The organism is Methyloceanibacter superfactus (genome assembly GCF_001723305.1).
Classification (GTDB): domain Bacteria; phylum Pseudomonadota; class Alphaproteobacteria; order Rhizobiales; family Methyloligellaceae; genus Methyloceanibacter; species Methyloceanibacter superfactus.
In genome coordinates this window covers 1-22,060 of record NZ_LPWF01000026.1, presented here as the reverse complement: position 1 = coordinate 22,060, position 22,060 = coordinate 1, and the positions used below count along the sequence as shown (strand labels likewise).

At 65.4% G+C, this 22,060-nt stretch carries 21 protein-coding genes, 1 tRNA gene and 2 pseudogenes; 9 read left to right on the top strand and 15 right to left on the bottom strand.

Going from position 1 to position 22,060, the window contains the following annotated elements; all coding sequences use genetic code 11:
* Window position 1 precedes the first annotated feature (1 nt).
* The 8 genes from AUC69_RS09000 to tesB all read right to left on the bottom strand — a co-directional run bounded on the left by AUC69_RS09000 (window position 2) and on the right by tesB (window position 8,819).
* On the bottom strand, window positions 2-823 hold the full coding sequence (locus AUC69_RS09000) for an exodeoxyribonuclease III (protein WP_069441865.1): 822 nt from the start codon (window positions 821-823) through the stop codon (window positions 2-4).
* A 378-nt stretch (window positions 824-1,201) separates the two neighbouring features.
* Window positions 1,202-2,041 carry a LolA family protein gene (locus tag AUC69_RS08995; RefSeq protein ID WP_069441864.1) on the bottom strand — a complete coding sequence of 280 codons (840 nt, stop codon included), beginning with the start codon at window positions 2,039-2,041 and terminating at the stop codon, window positions 1,202-1,204.
* A gap of 120 nt (window positions 2,042-2,161) precedes the next feature.
* Window positions 2,162-4,147 (bottom strand): DNA translocase FtsK, encoded by a 1,986-nt coding sequence (locus AUC69_RS08990; RefSeq protein WP_244500182.1) that lies wholly within the window; start codon window positions 4,145-4,147, stop codon window positions 2,162-2,164.
* Complete coding sequence (locus tag AUC69_RS18495) at window positions 4,072-4,614, bottom strand: DNA translocase FtsK 4TM domain-containing protein (protein WP_069441863.1); 543 nt, start codon at window positions 4,612-4,614, stop codon at window positions 4,072-4,074. Before AUC69_RS18495 ends, AUC69_RS08990 begins: the two co-directional genes overlap by 76 nt.
* A gap of 40 nt (window positions 4,615-4,654) precedes the next feature.
* Window positions 4,655-5,860, bottom strand: coding sequence for an aminotransferase class I/II-fold pyridoxal phosphate-dependent enzyme (locus tag AUC69_RS08980; protein ID WP_069441862.1), 1,206 nt, complete (start codon window positions 5,858-5,860; stop codon window positions 4,655-4,657).
* A gap of 173 nt (window positions 5,861-6,033) precedes the next feature.
* Window positions 6,034-7,374, bottom strand: a complete 1,341-nt coding sequence (locus AUC69_RS08975; RefSeq protein WP_083239258.1) for an ammonium transporter — start codon at window positions 7,372-7,374, stop codon at window positions 6,034-6,036.
* Window positions 7,375-7,391: 17 nt separating this feature from the next.
* On the bottom strand, window positions 7,392-7,730 hold the full coding sequence (locus AUC69_RS08970) for a P-II family nitrogen regulator (protein WP_069441861.1): 339 nt from the start codon (window positions 7,728-7,730) through the stop codon (window positions 7,392-7,394).
* Window positions 7,731-7,955: 225 nt separating this feature from the next.
* The gene (tesB, locus tag AUC69_RS08965; protein ID WP_069441860.1) at window positions 7,956-8,819 is read right to left on the bottom strand and encodes an acyl-CoA thioesterase II; all 864 of its coding nucleotides are present in this window, start codon (window positions 8,817-8,819) and stop codon (window positions 7,956-7,958) included.
* A 156-nt stretch (window positions 8,820-8,975) separates the two neighbouring features.
* On the opposite strand from tesB, the gene AUC69_RS08960 reads away from it, so the two are divergent.
* Together AUC69_RS08960 and gluQRS are read left to right on the top strand one after the other, a co-directional pair.
* Entirely contained in the window at window positions 8,976-10,220 is a 1,245-nt protein-coding gene (locus AUC69_RS08960; protein WP_069441859.1) for an FAD-dependent monooxygenase, read from the top strand.
* A gap of 7 nt (window positions 10,221-10,227) precedes the next feature.
* Window positions 10,228-11,112 (top strand): tRNA glutamyl-Q(34) synthetase GluQRS, encoded by an 885-nt coding sequence (gene gluQRS / locus AUC69_RS08955; RefSeq protein WP_204377304.1) that lies wholly within the window; start codon window positions 10,228-10,230, stop codon window positions 11,110-11,112.
* A gap of 5 nt (window positions 11,113-11,117) precedes the next feature.
* Here gluQRS and AUC69_RS08950 read toward each other — a convergent pair whose 3' ends face one another.
* The 4 genes from AUC69_RS08950 to AUC69_RS08935 form a co-directional block, all read right to left on the bottom strand.
* Complete coding sequence (locus AUC69_RS08950; protein WP_069441858.1) at window positions 11,118-11,330, bottom strand: Trm112 family protein; 213 nt, start codon at window positions 11,328-11,330, stop codon at window positions 11,118-11,120.
* A complete protein-coding gene (locus AUC69_RS08945) occupies window positions 11,327-12,004 on the bottom strand; it encodes an LON peptidase substrate-binding domain-containing protein (RefSeq protein WP_244500181.1) in 678 nt (225 codons plus the stop codon). The genes AUC69_RS08950 and AUC69_RS08945 overlap by 4 nt, the downstream gene beginning before the upstream one ends.
* A 21-nt stretch (window positions 12,005-12,025) precedes the next feature.
* Entirely contained in the window at window positions 12,026-12,934 is a 909-nt protein-coding gene (locus AUC69_RS08940; RefSeq protein ID WP_069441857.1) for a thioredoxin family protein, read from the bottom strand.
* Between the two features lie 138 nt (window positions 12,935-13,072).
* Window positions 13,073-13,567 (bottom strand): prolyl-tRNA synthetase associated domain-containing protein, encoded by a 495-nt coding sequence (locus AUC69_RS08935; protein ID WP_069441856.1) that lies wholly within the window; start codon window positions 13,565-13,567, stop codon window positions 13,073-13,075.
* A 163-nt stretch (window positions 13,568-13,730) separates the two neighbouring features.
* Here AUC69_RS08935 and AUC69_RS08930 point away from each other — a divergent pair.
* Window positions 13,731-13,805 (top strand) — tRNA-Gly (locus AUC69_RS08930).
* A gap of 239 nt (window positions 13,806-14,044) precedes the next feature.
* On the opposite strand, the gene AUC69_RS08925 is transcribed toward AUC69_RS08930, so the two are convergent.
* On the bottom strand, window positions 14,045-15,253 hold the full coding sequence (locus AUC69_RS08925; protein ID WP_244500180.1) for a peptidoglycan-binding protein: 1,209 nt from the start codon (window positions 15,251-15,253) through the stop codon (window positions 14,045-14,047).
* A 99-nt stretch (window positions 15,254-15,352) separates the two neighbouring features.
* Between AUC69_RS08925 and AUC69_RS18490 the strand changes: the two genes are divergently transcribed.
* Window positions 15,353-15,535, top strand: coding sequence for a hypothetical protein (locus AUC69_RS18490; protein ID WP_069441854.1), 183 nt, complete (start codon window positions 15,353-15,355; stop codon window positions 15,533-15,535).
* Here AUC69_RS18490 and AUC69_RS18485 read toward each other — a convergent pair.
* Window positions 15,463-15,804, bottom strand: a pseudogene (locus tag AUC69_RS18485) (L,D-transpeptidase family protein); the annotation flags it as partial. The gene AUC69_RS18490 and the pseudogene AUC69_RS18485 overlap by 73 nt on opposite strands.
* A 781-nt stretch (window positions 15,805-16,585) precedes the next feature.
* On the opposite strand from AUC69_RS18485, the gene AUC69_RS08910 reads away from it, so the two are divergent.
* The 3 genes and pseudogenes from AUC69_RS08910 (at window position 16,586) to AUC69_RS08900 (ending at window position 19,009) form a co-directional block, all read left to right on the top strand.
* Complete coding sequence (locus AUC69_RS08910; protein ID WP_141700702.1) at window positions 16,586-17,527, top strand: mechanosensitive ion channel family protein; 942 nt, start codon at window positions 16,586-16,588, stop codon at window positions 17,525-17,527.
* 77 nt (window positions 17,528-17,604) lie between these two features.
* Window positions 17,605-18,206: pseudogene (locus AUC69_RS08905) on the top strand (LemA family protein).
* A gap of 47 nt (window positions 18,207-18,253) precedes the next feature.
* On the top strand, window positions 18,254-19,009 hold the full coding sequence (locus AUC69_RS08900) for a TPM domain-containing protein (protein ID WP_141700701.1): 756 nt from the start codon (window positions 18,254-18,256) through the stop codon (window positions 19,007-19,009).
* Window positions 19,010-19,055: 46 nt separating this feature from the next.
* Here the strand turns inward: AUC69_RS08900 and AUC69_RS08895 are convergent, their stop codons facing one another.
* Window positions 19,056-19,649, bottom strand: a complete 594-nt coding sequence (locus AUC69_RS08895; RefSeq protein WP_158008059.1) for a DUF3047 domain-containing protein — start codon at window positions 19,647-19,649, stop codon at window positions 19,056-19,058.
* Between the two features lie 179 nt (window positions 19,650-19,828).
* Here AUC69_RS08895 and AUC69_RS08890 point away from each other — a divergent pair, with 179 nt between their 5' ends.
* The gene (locus AUC69_RS08890) at window positions 19,829-20,458 is read left to right on the top strand and encodes a TPM domain-containing protein (RefSeq protein WP_069441850.1); all 630 of its coding nucleotides are present in this window, start codon (window positions 19,829-19,831) and stop codon (window positions 20,456-20,458) included.
* Window positions 20,442-21,812, top strand: a complete 1,371-nt coding sequence (locus tag AUC69_RS08885; RefSeq protein WP_069441849.1) for an MFS transporter — start codon at window positions 20,442-20,444, stop codon at window positions 21,810-21,812. Before AUC69_RS08890 ends, AUC69_RS08885 begins: the two co-directional genes overlap by 17 nt.
* Window positions 21,813-22,060: the final 248 nt, after the last annotated feature.

Genomic DNA, 22,060 nt, shown 5'->3' with positions numbered 1-22,060 from the left:
CTCAGTCGATCTCGAAGTCGGCGATCACCGGCACATGGTCGGAGGTGCGTTCCCAGTCGCGCGTCTCGTCGAGGACGCGCATGGCGACGGCGGCGCCGTCGAGCGACGGCGTGGTCCAGATATGATCGAGGCGCCGCCCCCGGTTCGAGGCGCGCCAATCGCGATTGCGATAGCTCCACCACGTGAAGAGCGTCTTCTCGGCTGGGACATGACGCCGCATCACGTCGATCCAGTCATGCGAGGCCCTCACCTGCTCCAGCCGCTCGGTCTCGGGCGGCGTATGGCTCACCACTTTCAGGAGCTGCTTGTGGGACCAGACGTCGGTGGGGAGCGGCGCCACGTTGAGGTCCCCGACCAGGATCATGCGGTTCTTGGCCTTGGCCCGCTCGGTACCGAACCAGGCGGTCATCGAGTCCAAAAAGTCGAGCTTGTGTTGGAACTTGTCGTTGACCGCGGGGTCCGGGACGTCGCCGCCAGCCGGAACGTAGAGATTGTGCAGGACCAGCGGCTTGGCGCCCGCCTTGGCGCCGTCGAAGGCGACCGCCAGATGGCGCGCATGTCCGCGGCCGCAGATATCGCGCCGCTCGGACAGTTTGAAGGGGAGGCGGGAGAGTGTGGCGACCCCGTGATAGCCCTTCTGTCCGGACACCGCGATATGGGGGAAGCCCCAAGCTTGCAGCGCCAGAAGGGGGAACTGCTCCTCCTCGCATTTGATCTCTTGCAGGCAGAGCACGTCGGGCTGGTAGGCGCGCACGAAGCGCTCGACCAGATCGAGCCGGATCCTGACAGAGTTGATGTTCCAGGTGGCAAGGCGAAAGCGCATGAGGGCTGGTATGGCGCATAGGGCGCGGCACGCAAGCGCTTGCGCGCGCGGTCGGTCGGTTATGCCGGTATTCAACAGAAGCAGAAAATAAAAAGGCGCCCAACCGCTGCGCGTGGTTGGGCGCCAGAAGCGCGTATTTTCTCGCGCGCGTGCCGGGAGGGAAGCCGGCACGAGCAGACCACATCTTCGGCTAGACGGGGGGCACTACCGATGAAAGCGATGTGGTCCGCTTCTGAAGCAACAGATATGTAGATCGCCGGGCGATTTCAACGTCCGTCGTCTGGAAAATTTAATGAGACGTAAACACCCCGGCGCGGGCGTAACAACCCATTGATTTGCGGTTGTTTTTGTGACCCAGGCGAAGGCGGTCGGCGGCCCCTATTGGAAGGGTCCGAACTTGTCTTTCGACTTGAAGAAGTCGTCCGCCTTCTTGCGGCCCAAGACAATGTCGTCGACCGTGACCCGCGTGGTCAGTCCCTGGGCATCCGTAATTTGCCACTCCTTCAGCTCCAGGTCCGGATTGGAGCCGAAAGAAAGCTTGATGCGGCCTGCCGCGTCGCCACCCCGGTCTTCGAGCGAAATCGCCAAGCCGCCCTCCTCGCGCTCCACGCCGACGATCCGAGCATCACGGCCGAGATCGACATCGTCCGCGAGCAGTAGCCGGAACGGCGTCGACTTGATGGGGTATTTCTCCACCGTCTTCAGGTCGGAGTCCTCAATGGCCAGCGAGTAGCCATCGGCAACGATGCGCAGCGCGCTCGGCGGTGCATAGTCAAAGCGGATCTTGCCGGGCCGCAGCACATAAAAGCGGCCGGTGGAGCGCTTGTTGCTGGGGTCGGTCTGCTCGAAACGGCCTTGCAGATTGGTGATCCCATTGAAATAGGCGTTGATCTTCTGGACCGCCTCTGCCTGCTCCGCGCCGATCAACGGCGTGGGCGCTTTCGTGGCCTCGACCGCCGCCTCCCAGCTGGCGCCCTCGTCGATGGCGGACGGGGTGATTTCGCCAACGGGCGCACCTCCGCCGGCAGGGACGACGTCCTGGCCGAGCGATGGGCGCAGCGCGTCTTCCGGCGGGCCGCCGCTCTGATCCTTGGAACCAGGGGTCATGACGGTCTTCGGCACGGAGGTTGCGCCGTCTTCGGCGAATGCGGGCCCCATTGTGAGCCCGAAGGCGATGGGCAGACCGATGAGGAACCCGGCGGCTCTGCGGCTAGTCATAAACCCCCCTCCGTGACGCGCACGGCCCAGGACCAAACGAATATTGGATAGATGATTCCGCCAAATCTGGTCAACTTCTTGGCGGTGGGCGAGTTCTTGTCCGCGGAATAGTCTAGCACCCTAATAGGGCGACTCCGCCTCGTCGTTGCCGACCAGAATGTCGCGCTTCCCGGCATGATTGGCGGGGCCGATGAGGCCTTCATTTTCCATGCGCTCGATCAAGGTCGCGGCGCGATTATAGCCGATGCCGAGCCTCCGCTGCACGTAACTTGTGGAGACTTTGCGGTCGCGCAGCACAAGGGCGACGGCTTGGTCATAGAGCTCGTCGCCGCTGTCGCCATACTCCGAGCCGCCCTCGCCGTCCTCGTCCTCGTTCTCGGACTCGTCGGTGACCGCGTCGAGGTAGGCCGGCACGCCCTGTTTCTTGAGGTGACGCACGATCTTCTCGACCTCCTCGTCGGCGACGAAGGGCCCATGCACTCGAATGATGCGGCCGCCGCCGGCCATGTAGAGCATGTCGCCCTGACCCAGCAATTGCTCGGCACCTTGCTCGCCGAGAATCGTGCGGCTGTCGATCTTGGAGGTGACCTGGAAGCTGATGCGCGTCGGGAAGTTCGCCTTGATGGTGCCGGTTATCACGTCGACGCTCGGCCGCTGCGTCGCGGTGATGAGATGGATGCCGGCCGCGCGCGCCATTTGCGCCAGGCGCTGCACCGCCGCCTCGATATCCTTGCCGGCGACCATCATGAGGTCGGCCATCTCGTCGACGATGACGACGATATACGGCATGGCCTCGTAGTCCATCTCCTCTTGCTCGTAGATGGCGCGGCCCGTCGAGCGGTCGAAGCCGGTCTGCACGGTGCGGGTCAGCACCTCGCCCTTGGCCTCGGCTTGCAGGACGCGGGCGTTGTAACCCTTGATGTCGCGCACGCCGAGCTTTGACATGCGCTTGTAGCGCTCCTCCATCTCGCGCACGGTCCATTTGAGCGCGACCACGGCCTTCTTCGGATCGGTGACCACCGGCGCGAGCAGATGCGGGATGCCGTCATAGACGGACAGCTCCAGCATCTTCGGATCGATCATGATGAACTTGCATTGGTCGGGCGACAGCCGCTGCAGCAGCGACAAGATCATGGTGTTGATGCCGACCGATTTGCCCGAGCCGGTGGTGCCGGCGATGAGCAGATGCGGCATGCGTGCGAGGTCGGCGATGATGGGCTCGCCGCCGATGGTCTTGCCCAGCGCCAGCGCGAGCCGCGCATCGCTCTCCCGGAAATCCTCCGATTCGAACTGCTCGCGGAGCATCACCATCTCGCGCCGCTCGTTCGGCAGCTCGATGCCGATGGCATTGCGGCCGGGCACCACGGCGACACGCGCGGCGATTGCGCTCATGGAGCGGGCGATATCGTCGGCCAAGCCGATGACGCGCGACGACTTGGTGCCGGGCGCGGGCTCAAGCTCGTACAGTGTGACCACGGGACCGGGGCGGACATTGGTGATCTCGCCCTTGACGCCGAAATCTTGCAGCACACCCTCGAGCTCGCGCGCATTCTCCTGGAGCACCTCGTCGCTCACCGTGCGGCCCCGCGCGGCGCGCGACTGCTGCTGCAGCAACTTGACCGGCGGCGGATCGTAAGGCGTGTCCAGTTCGTGGCTGCGGGACAGGGACGTGTGCCGCTTCTTCTTTTTCTCTTTCGGGTCGAGGCGCGTGATGCGGTAACCGGGCGACGTCACGTCATCGCCGTCCTCGTCGTAATCCTCGTCCTCGTCGTCATCATACTCGCCGGCGATCGGCGCCGGTCCGAAGGACGGCTCGATGCGGCCGTCGGGGCCGACCACTGGCTGCGGCTCCACCCAATCCTCGCGATCGTCCTCGTCGTCATAGTCCTCGTCGTAGTCTTGCGCCCGCGGCTTGCGGCGGAACGCACGGCGCACGAGCGAGCTCGTATGCATGACGAAGTGCATGCCAGCGCCGAGCCAGGCATTGGCCCACTCGCCCGCGGCGCTGGAGCGCGGCGCCCACAGCGCGATCAACTTGGATGTGCTCGTGCCGCAAGCGAAAAGCAGCAACGCGATGCCGACGATGAAGAACACCAGTCCGGCCACAAACGATACCGCGGCTTCCGGCAGGATGGGCCGATGACATGGGCCCCGGCCATGAAAAAGTCGCCGAAGATGCCGCCGAGACCGTTGGGGAGGGGCCAGCTCTTGGGTTGGGGCAGGGCGGCCAGCGCTGCCGCCAGCAGAATCACCGAGGCGGGCCAAGCCAGCAGACGGAATTTGCGACGGTTCGGCACCGTGCGGGCGATCAAATGCCAGCCCCATGCCGCCAGCGGCAGGAAGAGAATGATGGACGCGAGCCCGAGGGACTGAACGGCGAGGTCGGCGATCACCGCCCCCCAGCCGCCGAGGAGGTTGCGCGGCACGGCGCGGGTCGCATTGTTGAGGCTCGGGTCGTGGACAGACCAGGTGGCGAGGCTCACCCACACCGCGCACGCCCCGGCGATCAGGACGAATCCATAGGTGCCGAACAGCAAACGGCGCAGGCCGGACTCGACCGCGCTCGGCAGCAATCGCCGCCGTCCTTTTGCTCTGCCTCTCGCTGCCATCCCTCTAACCCAATGTCGCGACGATGCGCCCTAGGGCCTCACGCGTTGTCTCCGCGTCGTGCACGAGCGCGACCCTGATGAAGTCCTGGCCCGGGTTTGCCCCGTCGGGTTGCGCATGCGTGAGGTAGGCCCCAGGCAGGACTTTGACACCACACCCTTTCCAAAGGGTTGTCGCCGCCGCCTCCCCACCGCCAAAACCCGCCATATTCAGCCATAAAAAGAAGCTGCCGGCCGGCCGGCGAAAACCGTAGCGGCCGTTTAGAATCACATCTGCTGAGTCGAAATTGGCCCGGTAGAGGCCGCGGGCCTCCTCCACATGCGCCTCGTCGGCCCAGGCGGCCGCCGAGACATGCTGCAGGGGGAGTGGCACCTGCGGGCAGGCGACATTGCGGAAGCGGAAATAGGCACCCATGAACGCCGGATCCCCGGCGGCGAAGCCGGAGCGCAGGCCCGGCAGGCCGGATCGCTTGGACAAGGATTGGAACGCCACGACATTGGCCAGGCTCCGCGTCTGGCTCTCGGCAATCTCGATCGCGCCGGGGGGAGGCTCGTCGCCATAGATCTCCGAGTAGCACTCGTCGGCGAAGAGGAGAAAATCGTGGCGGCGGGCAAGTTGGATGGCTTTGGCAAGATAGTCGGGGCTCGCCACCGCACCTTCGGGATTTGACGGGGAACACAGATAGAGCGCGACGGTCCGGTTCAGGACGGCCTCATCGATCGCGTTCAGATCGGGCAGGAAGCCCGTCTCAGGCCCGGCTGTGAGGAACATCGGCGTGGCCCCGGCCGCCCCCGCGGCTGCCGCGTAGACCTGATAGAACGGGTTGGGGATGAGAACCACAGGCTCGCCGATCCCCGGCTTCCGTGCGCAGGCCGGAAAGACCGCCGAGAACAAGCCTTCGCGTGAGCCGTTGAGCGGCAGCACATGGCGCTCGGGATCGATCGCATCCTGGAGCGCCGGATAGCGGCGACTCAGCCACTTCGCGATCGACTGCCGCAGGGCCGGAATGCCCTTGATCGGCGGGTAGCGCCCGAACGCGTTCAAATGCTCTTCCAGGATCGGTCCGAGGAACGGCGGCAGGGACGCACGCGGTTCGCCGAGCGAGAGATTGATCGGCTCGGCGCCTGGCTTAATGCCTTCGAGCAGGGTCGCGAGCCGTGCGAACGGAGAGCGGATGAGGGCGTCGAGGCGCGTGGAATTTTCGTCTGACATGGCGCCGGTGTTAGGCGATGCCGCCGCGCGCGGCAATCTCTGGTCGCCCCAGAAATGCAAAAGGCCCCGGCAACGCGCCGGGGCCTAAGTTGAGAGCTAGTAGTCAAGGGAGGAGGAGACCTAGCTCTAATTCTCCGTGGTTATTGTCCCTCTTTGTTTGCGTCGCGAAGAGTCTACTGGACCACCTCGCCATGCAGGTTGATGTCGAGACCCTCGACCTCGACCGCCTCGCTCACCCTCACGCCAATGATGATATTGGTGATGATCAGGATGACGAACGTGGCGACCGCGGCCCACACGATGGTGGCGAGGATGCCCCAGACCTGGGTCAGAACCTGACCGCCATTGCCTTCCAAGAGACCGGGCGTACCGCCGATCGCTTCGACGGCGAACACGCCGGTCAGGATGGCGCCGACGATGCCGCCCACGCCGTGGATGCCGAACACGTCGAGCGAGTCATCGTAGCCGATGGCTTTCTTGACGGTGGTCGACATGAAGTAGCAGATCACGCCAGAGGCGATACCGATCCACAGCGCGCCCATCGGATCGACAAAACCCGAGGCCGGTGTGATCGCCACAAGACCCGCCACTGCGCCCGAGATGATACCCAGGACGCTCGGCTTCTTGTGCACGAGCCACTCCACGAACATCCAGCCGAGTGCCGCAGCCGCCGTAGCAACCTGCGTCACGGCCATGGCCATACCCGCGCTCTCGTTGGCGGCGACGGCAGAACCGGCGTTGAAGCCGAACCAGCCGACCCACAGAAGCGAGGCACCGATCACGCTGTAGACCAGGTTATACGGCGCCATGTTCTCGGTGCCGTACCCGAAGCGCTTGCCAAGGAAGATGGCGCAGACCAGACCGGCGACACCGGCGTTGATATGCACCACCGTGCCACCGGCGAAGTCGAGCACGCCAGCCTCCGACAGGAAGCCGCCGCCCCACACCCAATGGGTGATCGGCGAATAGACCACCAGCGACCACAGGACCATGAACACCACCATCGCCGAGAACTTCATGCGATCGGCGAACGCGCCGACGATGAGGGCCGGCGTGATGATGGCGAAGGTCAGCTGGAAGGTGAAGAACACACTCTCGGGGATCGTGCCCGACAGCGTATCTTTGCCCACCCCACTGAGGAATGCCTTGGACAGGCCGCCGACATAGGCGTTCAACCCACCGCCGTCAGTGAAGGCCAGCGAGTAGCCCGCGACCAGCCACACGATGGTGATGAGGCAGGTGATCGCGAAGCACTGCATTACTAGAGTGAGGATGTTCTTCTTCCGCACCAAGCCGCCATAGAAGAGGGCGAGGCCAGGAATGGTCATCATCAGGACGATAGCCGTGGATGTGAGCATCCACGCCGTGTCGCCCGTATCGAGCTTTGCAGTCTCCTCGGCGACTTCCGCAAGGGCCTCTGGGGCTTCCTGCGCGAGCGCCGGATCGATGTGGTAAAGCGCAAGCAGTACAAGTGCTGCGACCACGCCGAATAGATATTTGGCAAGGGTCGTCATCTTCAAATCTCCCCCTCTTACAGTGCTGATTCGTTGGTTTCGCCGGTGCGGATGCGCACCGTCTGCTCGACGGGAACGACGAAGATCTTGCCATCGCCGATCTGCCCGGTCTTGGCCGCGGCAACGATGGCGTCCACAGCTTTGTCGACCATTTTGGCAGGGACCACGACCTCGATCTTGATCTTCGGTAGGAAGTTCACGGCGTATTCCGCGCCGCGATAGATCTCGGTATGGCCCTTTTGCCTCCCGTACCCTTTGACCTCGGTAACGGTCATGCCTTGTAGCCCAAGCTCGGTGAGGGCCTGACGCACCTCGTCGAGCTTGAATGGCTTGATGATTGCCATCACCAGCTTCATCTGATTAAGCCCTCCATTGATTTACGGCCGTGCAGCTTGTTGCCTCGATTTGGCCGTGCGAACCTGAAAGCAGAGTCAAGCTACGTGCCAACTCCGCATTGGGCCTGCCAAGTCGTTGGCTTTAGGGATTCTTTTACGATTTAAGCCGGGCCGGCCTCTGCCTTGAGGGCAGTCAATAGGCACAAAAAGTAGGCAAATCAGGCCTGTTGCCCATGATTTAGGCGCTTATTTGGGCGCGCGCTCGCGAACGAGGCCCTCTTGGGCCGTCGACGCCACCAGCCGGCCGTCGCGGGTGAACAGCGTGCCCCGGCAAAACGCCCGGCCGGCGCCCGAACTCGGGCTATCCTGGGCGTAGAGGAGCCAATCGTCGGCCCGGAAGCTCTCGTGGAACCACACGGCGTGGTCGAGGCTGGCCAGCATCAGCTTGGGATCGAAGACGAAGCGGCCATGGGCGATCAAGGCCGTATCGAGCAGGGTGAAATCGGAGGCATAGGCCATTACGCATTGGTGTAAGGCCGGATCGTTGCCGAGAGCCCCCGTGGCCCTGATCCATACGAGCTGGCTGGGGGCCTGATTCTCCGGCGACAAATAGCGGGAGAGATCGACGGGCCGGATCTCGATGGGCCGTTCCTGCTGCCAATAGGCTTTCACCGGCTCCGGCAGCCGCTCCATGAGGAGATCCTTGAGTTCCGCCTCGCTCGGCAGGTCTTCCGGCGGCGGTACCTCGGGCATCTTCATCTGATGCTCCAGTCCGCCCTCGTCCTTGTGGAACGAGGCGCCCATGGAGAAGATCGCGTGCCCATGCTGAATGGCCACCACGCGGCGGGTGGAGAAGCTGCCGCCGTCCCGGATTCGGTCCACTTCATAGATGATCGGCACGGCCGGATCGCCGGCGCGCAAAAAATAGGCATGAAGCGAATGGCACATGCGGCCTTCGACGGTCCGGTTGGCCGCGACCAGCGCTTGGCCGATCACCTGGCCGCCGAACACCCGCTGCCAGCCCACCTGCGGGCTCAAGCCCCGGAACAGATTGTGCTCGAGTGTCTCGAGATCGAGGATCGACAGGAGTTCGTTGAGAGCGGCGCTCATGGACCTGCCCTTGCGTTTGGAGTTTGCCGGTCCGCCGCCATTTAGCAGGTTCGCGCCCCCGGCGGAATGTTCCGCGACCCGATGAGCCACAGTGACGCGTAGCTGTGACGCGCGGCGGCTGTGGCGCGGGGGCCGGGGCTCCCCTATACGGAAGGCATGGAGAGCAATGGCGGCATCCATGACGCGATCATCGCCGGCGGCGGCTTCGCCGGCGGGACGTTGGCGCTGGCCCTGGCCGCGTTTGCGCCGAAGGGATTTCGCCTCGCGCTCGTCGATGCCGCGCCCAGGCAGCAAAATTCCGATACGCCGCGCGATGCCCGCGGGCTTGCGCTCTCGGCCGCCACCAAGAGCCTGCTCGACGCTGTGGGGCTATGGCCGGTTCTGGCGCCGAAGGCGCAACCCATCCGCGCCATCGAGATCACCGACAGCCCATTGAATGCGAGCCTGCGGCCTCACCTTCTCGGATTCGACGAGGAGATGAAAACGGGCGACCCCGGCGCCTATCTGGTCGAGGCGGGCGACCTGCAAGCCGCGGTTCAGGCCGCCGTTGCCGGGGAGCCAGCCATCGACCTCTTCGCGCCGGAGAGTGTCGTCGACTTCACGGCGGACGGGTTTGGCGTCCGGGCGAACTTGTCCGGCGGCGGGACCCTGCACGGGCGCCTGCTGGTGGCGGCTGACGGCAAGCGCTCGAAGCTTCGCGAGCGCGCCGGCATCAAATCCATCGGCTGGTCCTATCCGCAAGTCGGCATCGTCGCCACGGTGGCCCATGAGCGTCCGCATCACGGCCGCGCGGTGCAGCATTTTCTTCCGGCTGGCCCTTTCGCCATCCTGCCGCTGGCCGGCAGTCGCTCGTCTATCGTGTGGACCGAGGAGACGGAAAAGGGCCAGGCCCTGATGGCGGTGTCCGAGTCCGAATTCATCGCCGAGTTGACACGCCGTTTCGGTCACCGACTCGGCGCCATCACGCTCGAATCGCCGCCCCAGTCCTTCCCGCTCTCATTTCAGATGGCGCGGTCGTTCATCGGCGATCGCCTCGCGCTCGTCGGCGATGCCGCCCATGCCGTGCACCCGCTGGCCGGCCAAGGCCTCAATATCGGCATGCGGGACGTCGCCGCGCTGGCCGAGACGATCGTCGAGACTCAACGCCTCGGCCTCGATATCGGCGCGGCCACCACGCTCGATCGCTATCAGCGCTGGCGGCGCTTCGACAGCGCCTTCTCCGGCACCGTGATGGACGGGCTGAACCGCCTCTTCTCCAACGACAGCGTTCCCTTGCGCGCCATCCGCGATCTCGGCCTCGGCTTGGTCGACCGTGCGCCGGGCTTGAAGCGCTTTCTCGTGCGCGAGGCGGCGGGGAAGACCGGTGACGTGCCCCGCCTGCTGAAGGGCGAAGGGCTCTAGCCGCGCGATGGCCGAACGCACGATGCCCGGGCGCTTCGTCACCCGTTTCGCCCCGTCACCGACGGGTCTCCTCCATCTGGGCCATGTCTTTTCCGCGCTGACCGCTTGGGAGGGCGCACAAGGGGCGGGCGGAGACTGCCTCTTGCGCATCGAGGATACGGACCAAGCACGCGCACGGCCCGAATACGAGGCGGCGATCTACGAGGACTTGGCGTGGCTCGGTCTCAACTGGCCGGAGCCGGTATGGCGGCAATCGGAACGGCTCGACATTTACGCGGCGGCGCTGGAACGGCTCGGGCAAATGGGCGTGACCTATCCTTGCCGATGCACGCGGGCCGATATCCGCGCCGCGCTGTCGGCGCCGCAGGAGGGGGCGGAGCATCTCTCGCCCGACGGCGCGGTCTATCCCGGCACCTGCCGTGGGCGTGCCCTGGCGGACTGCGGACCGGGCGATGCGATCAGGCTCGATCTTGAGCGCGCCTTGGCGCTTCTTGGCGGACAGACCCTCATCTGGCGCGAGACCGGCCGGGCCCATGCCGGAACCCATACGGTCGACCCGGACATCATGCGGCGGCAGATTGGCGACGTGGTCCTGGGGCGCAAGGATATCGGTGCCGCGGCCTATCACTTGTCGGTGGTGGTCGACGACGCGGCGCAAGGTGTCACTCATGTCATTCGTGGCGAGGACCTGTTCGAGGCGACGCCCATCCACCGTCTGTTGCAGGCGCTGCTCGAACTGCCGGTGCCCGTCTACCATCATCACGTCCTCATTCGCGATGCGGAAGGCAAGCGGCTTGCCAAGCGCAACGACGCCTGCGCGATCCGCACCTATCGCGAGGCGGGACGAACGCCGGAGGAGGTCAAGCGGATGATGAAAGGCGAAGGGCTGTAGCGCGGCTAGCTCTCGTCGAGCTTGCGGGCTTCCTCGGGGAGCATGATCGGGATGCCGTCGCGGATCGGGAAGGCGAGGCCGGCCGCGCGGCTGATCAATTCTTGCCGCTCCGCGTCATAGGCGAGAGAGGTCTTGGTCAGCGGGCACACCAGAATTTCGAGCAGCTTGGGATCGATCCGCCGCTCGCCGCCGCCCGCGTGCTTGTCGTCCTCAGTCATTGGATCGATGTCCCCGAGCCGTCGTCCGGCGTGGCGAGTTCCATCTCGGCCAGCGCCACCAGCGCCTCGGCCCGTGCCCGCAAATCCTCCGCCTCGAGCAGCGCCTGTTTCTCCTCGGGTCCATAGGGGCTGAGGATCGCCAGCGTATTGACGAGCCGCTCGTTGTTGGCGGAGTTGATGCGGTCCCAGTCGGCGTTGAGATGGTTGGCTTCGAGATAGCTGCGCAGCGTCTCGATCAGCCGCGGCCGGTCCACGTCGTCCTCCCCATGGCCGGCGATGAAGTCGGTGGCGTAAGGGGAAAATTCGACGTCGAACATGCGGAACGGCGTATCGGAAGAAATCTCCTCGCCGAGCCGGAAGCGGGCGACGCCCGACAATGAGATGACGAGACGGTCTTCGTCTCCCTCATTGAACGCCGTGATCCGTCCCGCACAGCCGATGCGCCGCAAGGGCACGCTCTTGCCTTCCGGCGACTCGTCCTCACCGGTATCGGAGGCTGGCTGCACAACGGCTATCAGGCGATCGTTGGCAAGCGCGTGGTCGACCAGCGCGAGATAGCGCGGCTCGAAGACGTTGAGCGTCAGCGAGGCGCGCGGCAGCAGGATGGCGCCCCGCAAGGGGAACACCGGCAGCATGCTCGGCAGGTCGGCGGCATCACGATAGCGGTCGGTCAACGCAGGACTACGCTCCTTGGCTCACGCAAACAGCAGCGAGGAAAGCCTCTGACGCCCGGTGCTCGTCGCCGGGTCGGCGGGCCCCCACGCGTCGAACAGCTGCACCAGCTGCTTCCGCGCCGCGTCGTCATTCCATGCCCGGTTCTCTTTGACGAGAGTGAGCAGCTGATCAAGCGCGCCCTGACGGTCGCCGCCGGCGTTGAGCGCCAGGGCCAGATCGAAACGCGTCTGCGGGTCGCTCGGATCCGCCGCAAGCTTGGCGCGCAGCTCCTCCACGTCGCCGGTCTCCTCGGCCTTGCGGGCAAGCTCGAGCGCGGCCTTCGCGCTTGTCACTGGCGCACTCTCGGCCTTGGCCGGCGGCACCAGTGCCAAGGTTTGCTCGGCGCGGGCGAGGTCGCCGGTCTTGATGTAGCATTTGGCCAGTCCCGCGGCGGCTTGCGCGTTTTCCGCATCGTTTTGCAAAATCTCGCCGAAGGTTTGTGCCGCCATGTTGACGTCGCCGGCCGCAAGGGCCGCTTCCGCCGCCTCGATGTCGGCGCCGCTATCGGCGTTCTCGCCAACGAGCCGGGCGATGAAGGCGGTGACGCGCGATTCCGGCAGTGCGCCCATGAAGCCGTCGACCGGCTTCCCGTCCTGAAAGGCGAACACGGCGGGGATCGACTGCACGCCCATCTGCCCAGGGACTTCTGGATGGTCGTCGATATTGAGTTTCACCAGCCGGACCGCGCCCTTCGCGGCGCGCACGGCCTTCTCCAGGATCGGCGTGAGCTGCTTGCACGGCCCGCACCACGGCGCCCAGAAATCGACGAGGACCGGCACGGTCATGGAGGCGTCGACCACGTCGCGCATGAAGTCGGCGGTGGTGCTGTTCTTGATCAGGTCCGCGTCGGGGGAGCCCGCGCCGCCTTCATTGAGGATCGGAGTATCCACGGTTCTACTTACTCTCCGCGCCGGAGCCTGTTTGCGTTAAGGGATCATGGGGTCCAGCCGTGAGGGCCGCCGCTGGCCTTGAGAATGGGCCGCGCCGCGCCGTTTGGCAACCGGCGCTGGGCGCGGCAAAGGGCGTCGTCAGCCGAGCGGCAGGATGCGTGGCGCGTGGCCGCATGCCTCCATGAAGCGGATAAGGTCGCCGATGGCGATCCGCGTGGTGGCGTCATTCATCAGAGGATGGCAGTTGACCTCGGCGAAGCTCATCAGCGCCGCGTCCACCACCACGGCGTCGAGTCGCCGCGACGTCTCGTTGATGAGCGCGAAAGCCGTTACCGAGCCGGGTTCGATCCCCAGCACATCCATCAGGAGCTCCGGCTTGCCGAAGCTGAAGCGCCCAAAGCCGAGGCGCTTCGCCAACGCCTTGAGATCGACGCATGTGTCCTCCTTGGCGACCACGAGAGCCAGGCGACCGTCTTTATCCTTGAGGAACAAGTTCTTGGTGTGGGCGCCGGGGATCGTTCCCCGCAAGGCTTGGCTCTGCTCCACGGTAAACATCGGCGCGTGCTCGACCGTGGCCGAGGCGATCCCGAGCGCTTCAAGCCGCGCGAACAGCATGGCACGGTCGGATGGCATTGCTTTCAGCGTTCGCTTCGGCTAATGGGGCCACTCGTTTGGGCCCGATGACGGTCCAGGCGAGGGAGGCTTTCGGCGTCTGTAGACAGCGCCGAGGCGATCCACTACAAGGCAAATGACCACCCCGAAACTTGAAATTCAAGGGCTGCCGGTGGTTTGGAGTGCGGGTGTAGCTCAGGGGTAGAGCACAACCTTGCCAAGGTTGGGGTCGTGGGTTCGAATCCCATCGCCCGCTCCAATTTTCTTCGACATACGCCGCTGGCTCAGCCGATTGCCCGGCAATAAAGGCGCGTGCCAGCGTGCTGCGGGAAGCCGGCGAAGACCGGCTCGGCCGCCCCGCCTCGATCAGCTCCCCGTCATAGAGAAACTGCACCGAGAACACCGATCCGCAAGGCCGCTTGATCAACGACGATTCGAGCGTTCGTCGCCGCAAGAGTGGCGATCATGGTGGACGAGGGAGATTAGGCGCCGAGAGGGTTAGAACGGCCAACCCGGATTGCGGCGCACATAGCTCGGCGTCTTGCGACGCTGGGTCGTCACGCGCCGCTTCTTCACCCGAGGCTTCACGCTGGCCCGCTGGACCGTGGCCGGCTTGCTCGTATCCCACACCAGGAAGTCCGCGCCCTTCGGCAGCGTGGCCGAGTTGATCGCCGTGTCAGCGATGATCAGCGTGGAGCCGGGCGTCAGCCGCTCGGAGATGTTCTGGCGGATGTCGTCGGGAATCTCGAGGCGATCGAGGACGGCCATGGGATCGTCGTCGTCTTTCAGGCTGATGGCCATCCACTGCGCCTTGGTGTCGCCGGGCGCGAAGTTCATGACCGTGAACACGTGGGTGCCGAGCTTGTCGTCGGGGTTACGGAAACCGACCGGCGCGTCGAACACGCTGGCAAACTCTTGCCGCACGAAGAGATGGCCGCCCGCGGGCTCCTTCTTGCCGGCGACCTCGTAGACCTTCTGCACCAGCTCGTCGGTGAAGGCGCCCGTCTCGGGCATCTCCTGGGACTTCTGGAAAGCCTTGATGGCATCCGCGGTCTGCCGGCCGAACGTGCCGTCGAAATTCTGAAGCTCGAGATGGCCCATGGAGGCCAGAAGATACTGGACATCTCTCATCCGGTCGCGGTCGGTGCGCCGGGTCACCAGGACGCGCAACGGCGCGGTGGAGCGCGGCTCGGCCGCCTCGACGGCTGCCGCAGCGGCGCCGGCCACCAGTTTGGCGGCGGTCACCGAGGGCTTCATCGGCGGCACGGGCGGATGATCATCGGCCGTCAGCATGGCGACGACGGCATCGGCCGACGCAGGCACCGGCTGGGCCATGGCGCTGGCCGACACCGAAAGGATCGGTCCGGCCTGCGGCTCGGCGCTTCCTGCGGCTTCGGGCGTCGTGACGGCAGGCACCGGAGGCTGGACCATAGCGGCGGCGGCAAGCGGGACGGCCGGTGCGAGGCGATCCTGATTCTTGGCGGGATCGTTCGGCGTACCGGCGGCGAGCAGCTCGGCGGCTTTTTCGACCTTGGCTTGTCCAATCTTCGCCTTGCTGGCGGTGACCGCAGGCTTCGCGGCCGCAGCGTGCATCGCGCGGCCGGGGCCGGCGCTGGGATCGATCGCATGGATCCGCGTGTCCTCATGGCCGGACACGACAATGGAATTCGGGACAGGGGCAGGGGTCTCGGCTGCCGCATGGGGCACTGGGGCGGCAGCTCGGCCGCATCGCTGTCGGCGGCATCGATGGTCTCAGCCTTGGCCAGCACGACCGGAAGATGAGCGCCGAAGTGCGGCGCGGTCTCGTTGCTCGACCGCCGCATCACCTTGGGCTCTTGCTCCTGCTTCGCCAAGCTCGGCGGCGCGGGCGGCGGCAGGGGCTGGAACAGCGCGGCGTGCTCGATCGGCTTCGGGGTGACCCGGCCGCGAGCGACCACCACTTGGGCGCCGACGGTCGTCATGTCGAACAGCTTGGGCGCGAAAGAATAGGGCAAGCGAATGCAGCCATGGGAGGCCGGATAGCCGGGCACCACGCCGGCATGAAGCGCCGTACCGGACCAGGTCAGGCGCTGCATCCACGGCATCGGTGCGCCGCCATAGAGGTTGGAAAAGTGGCGCCGCCTCTTCTCCAGGATGCTGAACACGCCGGCCTTGGTCGCGTGGCCGGGCTTGCCGGTCGAGACGCGCGAGCTGGTGATCAGGGTGGTGCCCCGGTAGATATCGACCTTTTGATTGCCGAGGGAGACGACAAGCGTCATCGGCTGGCTGGCGTCGGCGCCAACCGCCACATCCTCGACTCGGCGCTCTTGCTGCTTTTCTTCGCGTCGGCCGGCACAACGGCAACGGCCGCCGCGAGAGCCGCGACGCCAAGGCAGATCGAAAAATTCGAGAGAGCTTTCTTGGCGACGTGAGCCGCCTCGTTCCCTGTCATACGCATAAGCAACACACTCGCTCCCCGTCGAAGATCGGTCCCATAGCGAGCCTCCGTGAGTCCCCCATACGACTCAACGAATCACACTAAGAGAGGCCCCTGATTTTGACCAGCAAAGCCTTCCGTTTGCCTAACGTGCTGCCAAAGCTGTGGGATTCCGGTGGACGGCCGGACGCGGCGGGAAAAATCGCGTAACTGCGAGTACTTAGTCGACGGCGAGGACCTCAACACAGAGGCAAGCTTTGCGGCTGCGCTCCGCTGGCCCGCGAAGAAACTTTGAGCTTGTTTCATTATCGCAACAGTCCCCACCGGGACTTGCGCGATTGCTAGGCAATATCGCCCCCACGCCGGCAGGGCGGGCCCTCGTCGGGGCTGGCCAAGCGCTCTTGAGCCACTAGGTTAGGCCTCACCACGGGCTGCACGGGGAGCACCATGATCGAACTGCTGGAAGGCGACGTCTACGGCAACGGCCTATCGGAGTGGGCGATCGCGGCATTGGTGGCGGTCGCGGGCCTCGCCATCGCCTTGCTGCTGAGATTGATCCTCGTCCGCCGGCTGCCGCGCCGGTGGAGGGTCAAGAGCCCCACTGGCCAACGGTCCTGCACGAGGTGGTCGAGCGAACCTCGACGCTCTTCCTCATCATCGCCGCGATCTATGCGGGAAGCCTGTTCCTGGAGTTGCCGGCCAAGTTTCAAAGCCTGATCTCCTCGGCCTTCACCATTGCCCTGTTCATCCAGCTCGCCCTGTGGGCCGACCGCATCGCCTCGGCCGTTCTGGCCTGGCGCCTCGCCCCGCTCAAGGCCAAGTCGGCGATGCGCAATGCCTTGTCGCTGATTCAGTTCTTCGTGCGCGTCGCGGTGTGGTCGCTCGCGCTCCTACTGTTGTTCGAAAATCTCGGCTTCGACGTCACGGCGCTCGTCGCCGGTCTCGGCAATCGCGGCATCGCCATCGCGCTGGCCGCCCAGAGTGTGCTCGGCGATCTCTTCTCCTCGCTCGCCATCGTGCTCGACCGCCCCTTCGAGGTCGGCGACTTCATCGTGTTCGGCGATCAGAACGGCACGGTCGAGAAGATCGGCATCAAGACCACCCGCATCAGAAGCCTGTCCGGCGAGCAAATCGCCTGCTCGAACACCGACCTGATGAACTCGCGCATCCACAACTTCAAGCGGATGGCCGAGCGCCGCATCGTCCTGGTGCTCGGGGTGACCTACGACACGCCGGGGACCAAGCTCGAGAGCATCCCCGCGATGGTGAAGGAGATCGTCGAGGCGCAAAGCCAGGCCCGCTTCGACCGCTCGCATTTTCGCAGCTTTGGCGACTCGGCCCTGGAGTTCGAGACCGTCTACTGGGTGCTCAGCGCCGACTACACCGTCTACATGGATGTGCAGCAGGCCATCAACTTCGCCATCTTCCGCGCCTTCGAGGCGGACGGCATCGAGTTCGCCTTCCCCTCGCGCACGCTCTATGTCCCGAACTTGACGGATGCGGTGCGTGCCGCGGCGGCCGGACCGCAAGACAAAGACGCCAAGTCCCGCCAGGCGTCGCCCTAGACACTCGCGAAAGCGCTTGCCACCGTGGCGCGCGCTCAATACACGAGTTTTCGGTTCACGCTGACAGGGAGGAAGTCATGCTGGCATTTGCGCTTGTTCGGCCGGGCGGTGTCGTCCGCGCAATCTGCCTCATGCTTGCGGGGCTCGCGCTCGCCGGCTGCGGCATCAACACGATTCCCACCCTCGACGAGAAGGCCAAGGCCGCTTGGAGCGAGGTTCTGAACCAGTATCAGCGCCGCGCCGATCTCGTACCCAATCTCGTCGAGACCGTGAAAGGCTTCGCCGAGCAAGAGCGCACCGTGCTCACCGACGTGGTCGAGGCCCGCGCCAAGGCGACGCAAGTGCAGATTCCGCCGGACATCCTCACCAACCCCGAGCCTTCAAGAAATTCCAGGAAGCGCAGAATAATCTCTCGGGCGCCCTGGGCCGGCTGCTCGTCGTCGTGGAGCGCTATCCCGACATCAAGTCGAACCAGAATTTCCTCGCGCTTCAGTCCCAGCTTGAAGGCACCGAAAATCGCATCGCCATCGCGCGGCGCGACTACATCACCGCGGTCAAGGACTACAACACCGAGCTTCGAACCATTCCCGGCCGCTGGTGGCGGGCGCTGCTCTATCCGGAGTCGGAGCCGATGCAGAACTTCTCCGTGGCGGAAGAGACCACCAAGTGCCCGAGGTGAAGTTCTAGCGCGCCGTGCGCCTTCGCCGGGCAACGTTCGAGGGCCTCATGGCCTCCATGCTATCGCGCTTCTGTGGCGTGGCGCTCGCCATTGTCTTTGGCTTGGCGCTGTTGCCGGCATCCGCCGAGCCGACCTTCCCCGCGCTCACCGGCCGCGTGGTGGACGGTGCCGGACTACTCAGTCCTGCCGATGTGCAGGCGCTGACGGCGGAGCTGAAAGCGCTCGAGGACAAGAGCACCGACCAACTCGTGGTCGTAACCGTGCCCTCCCTGCAAGGCTACACGATCGAGGACTACGGCTACCAACTCGGCCGCCATTGGGGTATCGGCACCGCCGAGCTCGACAACGGCGTCCTCCTGATCGTCGCGCCCAACGAGCGCAAGGTTCGCATCGAGGTCGGCTACGGGCTCGAGCCGATCCTCACCGATGCGCTCACCAAGATCATCATCGAGAACGGCATCCTGCCGCGTTTTCGCGCCGGCGACTTCCCGGGCGGCATCAAGGACGGCGTCCATGACATCGCGCTCGCGCTCACCGGCGATGCGGCGGAGCTAGAGGCCCGCGCCAGGGCGCGGGACGAGGCCGACGATTCCGCCCTCTGGTTCACCTTTCTGTTCTGGACCATCATCGTTCTGTGGGTCGCGCTCAGCCTGTACAGCAGCTCCGGGACCGTGAGCCGCGGCGGGCGCCGCACCGGCGGATCCAGCTGGGGTTCGTCGGGCGGCGGCTGGAGCAGTGGCGGCGGCGGATTCTCCGGCGGCGGCGGCAGCTTCGGTGGCGGCGGCTCGTCCGGCAGTTGGTAGGCCGGCCAAGGAACGAGGCGGCCCGGTCACTTGACGCAAAGATCGGCTACTGTGGCGACATTCGAACCGCCGGTGTCGTCGCGTCGGTGGAGACCGCGACGGCCACGAGCCGTCCGGGCGCGCGCCCGAAGGCCCGGCGAAAATCGCCACGGACGTCGACCGCTTCGTTGAACCATATGCCCGCACGCGTATCCGCCGGACGCTTCACCACGGTGCGGCCACGGCCGTCGAAGTAAGGAAGCGGCAACACGGTCCCCGGTTTCTCGGTTCCACCCCACACATAGATCAGGAGGTGACCCTGGCCGCGCTTCAGGAGCTCCGTAAGATCGCCCATGACCGGAACGTCTTCGTCGGCGAAGGCGAAGTAGAGGGCGAGCGGGCGGTCGTCACCGCCTTTCTTGGTGAGGTCTGTCGGACCAACGCCTTGGGTGACGCGCCACCGCCAACGTGCCTTGCGCGCGCCGGAAACCTCAAGCGGCACGGCATGCCAAAGGATGCCCACGCCGGCTTTGGTCTCGACAGTCACGGCATCGGCACTGCTCGCCTTGAATGCCGCACCGGCGCGCCACGGGAAGCCCATATAATGCCAGTCGCTGGCCACGAGGTCGGGCCCGAACGTGAAAGCAACCCCACCCGCCATGCCGGGCCCTTTGGCCAGTGCAAGACCGCAGACGACAAGCGCTGCGCTGGCGGTAATCGCGAAAAGACGGAACTGCCTCATATCCCCTCCCTCGATGTGCCGTGAGCAGTGGCTTGCGAGTTCCCAGACGACCCTTTATGGCCATAGCGTCTCGGCCACCGGCGGGAAGATCATAAGCCATGCAGCCCTTCACCCCTGATGAACATGCCGTGATTGCCAGCGCGATCACCCGCGCCGAGAAGCACACCAGCGGCGAGATCGTGGTGGTGGTGGCCCGCGCCTCCTCGAGCTACGGCTATTTCGCGTTGATGTGCGTGGCGCTCCTGGCGCTCGCTGTGCCGCTGCCCCTCATCTACCTCACCAACTGGCCGGTCGAGCATATCTACATCGCCCAGCTCGCCGTGTTCGCCGCCGGGGCGCTTCTCATGCTGTGGCAGCCGCTGCGCATGGCCATCACGCCCACCGCGCTCAAGCGCACGCGCGCCCATCAGCGTGCCGTCGAGCAATTCCTGGTGCAGAATCTGCACACCACCAAGGGACGCACCGGCGTGCTCATCTATGTGTCCGACGCCGAGCGCTACGCCGAGGTCATCGCCGATGACGGCATCTACGCCAAGGTGACGCCGCAAGTGTGGGACGAGCTCATCGACGCGCTGACCGCGCATATCGGCACCGGCAAGCGCACCGAAGGCTTCGTCGCCGCCATCGAGATCTGCGGCAAGATTCTCGCCGAGCATTTTCCACCGTCGACCGTCGACCAGGACGAGCTGCCCAACCATCTGATCGTGCTCGATGTCGGCCTCGTCTAGAGCCGGGCGCACGGGCAAGGCCGGCCTGCTCGGCTGGGTGCTGTTCGACTGGGCGGCCCAGCCTTTCTACACCCTCGTCGTCACCTTCCTGTTCGCGCCCTATTTCGTGAACGGCTTCGCCACCGACCCGGCCCACGGCCAGACCCTCTGGGCCTACACCACAGGCGGTGCGCAACTCATCGCCGCCCTTCTGGCGCCGGTGCTCGGCGCCATCGCCGATGCCGGCCTGCCGCGCAAACCCTGGATCGCCGGCTTCTCCGTGCTGCTCGTCGTCGGCATGGCCGGCCTGTGGTTCGCAATTCCCGGCGACGCCTCGTTGATGCCCTTGGTGCTGCTCTCCTTCGCCATTGCCGTCATCGGCGCCGAGCTCGCCACCGTGTTCACCAACGCCATGATGCCGGGGCTGATCTCGGGCGACCGGCTCGGCACCTTGTCCGGCGTCGGCTGGGCCGTGGGTTATGTCGGCGGGCTCGTCAGCCTTGCGCTGCTCGCGGGCCTCGTGGTCGCCGATCCGAATACCGGCAAGACGCTGCTGGGCCTCAAGCCGCTGATCCCGCTCGATCCCGCCACGCGCGAAGGCGACCGCCTCGTCGGGCCCTTCTCGGCGCTCTGGTATCTCGTCTTCGTCCTGCCGCTATTCCTATTCACCCCGGACCGGCCCGACAAATCGGCGAACGCGGCCGTGGTGCAATCGGGTTTGCGCCAGCTCGCCCGCGCGGTGAAAGAGCTCGTGGCCAATCACGGCGCCATCGCGCTCTTTCTTCTGGCGCGCATGCTCTATGCCGACGGCCTCGGCGCGGTGTTCGCCTTCGGCGGCATCTATGCCGCGAGCGTGTTCGGCTGGGGCGCCACCGAACTCGGCCTGTTCGGCATGGTGCTGACCATCGCCGGCACCATCGGCGCTTGCGCCGGCGGGTTTCTCGACGACCGCGCCGGATCCAAGACGGTGATCGTCACGGCGCTCTGCCTGTTCATCGTCGCGTCCATCGGCGTCCTGTCCATCGATGCCGACGAGGTGCTGTTCGTCATCCCCGTCGCGGAGAAGGCCACCGGCAGCGGTCCCTTCGCCTCGCCCGGCGAGCAGGCCTATCTCGCCTTCGCCATTCTCATCGGCTTGGCCGCCGGCCCCATCCAGGCGTCGAGCCGCACGCTGCTGGCGCGTCTCTGTCCGCCCGACAAGACAACCGAGTTCTTCGGCTTCTATTCCTTCTCCGGCAAGATCACCGCCTTCGCCGCGCCGCTCGCCATCGGCCTCGTCACCGCGCTCACCGACAGCCAGCGCATCGGCATCTCGGCGAGCCTCGTCTTTCTGGTCGCCGGGCTTTTGCTCCTGCTGCGCGTGCGGACGCGCTGACGGAGACGAGGCAAGCCTGTTCGTTGCCCGACGCTTTCGCGCCCGGTCTGTCAAAGAGCTTTTGTCCGCGTTACCGCGCGTCGCGCCGCTTGAGCGCCTTGAGTTCTTTGCGCTACCGCGCGTCGCGCTGCTTGAGCGCCTAAAGGACTGAGGGGGGCCGGAGAGCCTGCGATCCTACTGCAGTGATAGGGCAGCCTCTCGGCGCCCCGCATCCGGCGATGGTTTTACAGCCCCCTTCCGCACGGCTT

Coding starts and splice junctions, on each gene's coding strand:
- AUC69_RS08975 (WP_083239258.1), bottom strand. CDS start 7,374: ATGACGACCCTTGCCAAATATCTATTCGGCGTGGTCGCAGCACTTGTA.
- AUC69_RS08900 (WP_141700701.1), top strand. CDS start 18,254: ATGGCCTCCATGCTATCGCGCTTCTGTGGCGTGGCGCTCGCCATTGTC.
- AUC69_RS08950 (WP_069441858.1), bottom strand. CDS start 11,330: ATGACTGAGGACGACAAGCACGCGGGCGGCGGCGAGCGGCGGATCGAT.
- AUC69_RS08970 (WP_069441861.1), bottom strand. CDS start 7,730: ATGAAGCTGGTGATGGCAATCATCAAGCCATTCAAGCTCGACGAGGTG.
- AUC69_RS08890 (WP_069441850.1), top strand. CDS start 19,829: ATGCAGCCCTTCACCCCTGATGAACATGCCGTGATTGCCAGCGCGATC.
- AUC69_RS08895 (WP_158008059.1), bottom strand. CDS start 19,649: ATGGCGGGTGGGGTTGCTTTCACGTTCGGGCCCGACCTCGTGGCCAGC.
- tesB (WP_069441860.1), bottom strand. CDS start 8,819: ATGAGCGCCGCTCTCAACGAACTCCTGTCGATCCTCGATCTCGAGACA.
- gluQRS (WP_204377304.1), top strand. CDS start 10,228: ATGGCCGAACGCACGATGCCCGGGCGCTTCGTCACCCGTTTCGCCCCG.
- AUC69_RS08960 (WP_069441859.1), top strand. CDS start 8,976: ATGGAGAGCAATGGCGGCATCCATGACGCGATCATCGCCGGCGGCGGC.
- AUC69_RS08995 (WP_069441864.1), bottom strand. CDS start 2,041: ATGACTAGCCGCAGAGCCGCCGGGTTCCTCATCGGTCTGCCCATCGCC.
- AUC69_RS09000 (WP_069441865.1), bottom strand. CDS start 823: ATGCGCTTTCGCCTTGCCACCTGGAACATCAACTCTGTCAGGATCCGG.
- AUC69_RS08885 (WP_069441849.1), top strand. CDS start 20,442: ATGTCGGCCTCGTCTAGAGCCGGGCGCACGGGCAAGGCCGGCCTGCTC.
- AUC69_RS08980 (WP_069441862.1), bottom strand. CDS start 5,860: ATGTCAGACGAAAATTCCACGCGCCTCGACGCCCTCATCCGCTCTCCG.
- AUC69_RS08935 (WP_069441856.1), bottom strand. CDS start 13,567: ATGCCATCCGACCGTGCCATGCTGTTCGCGCGGCTTGAAGCGCTCGGG.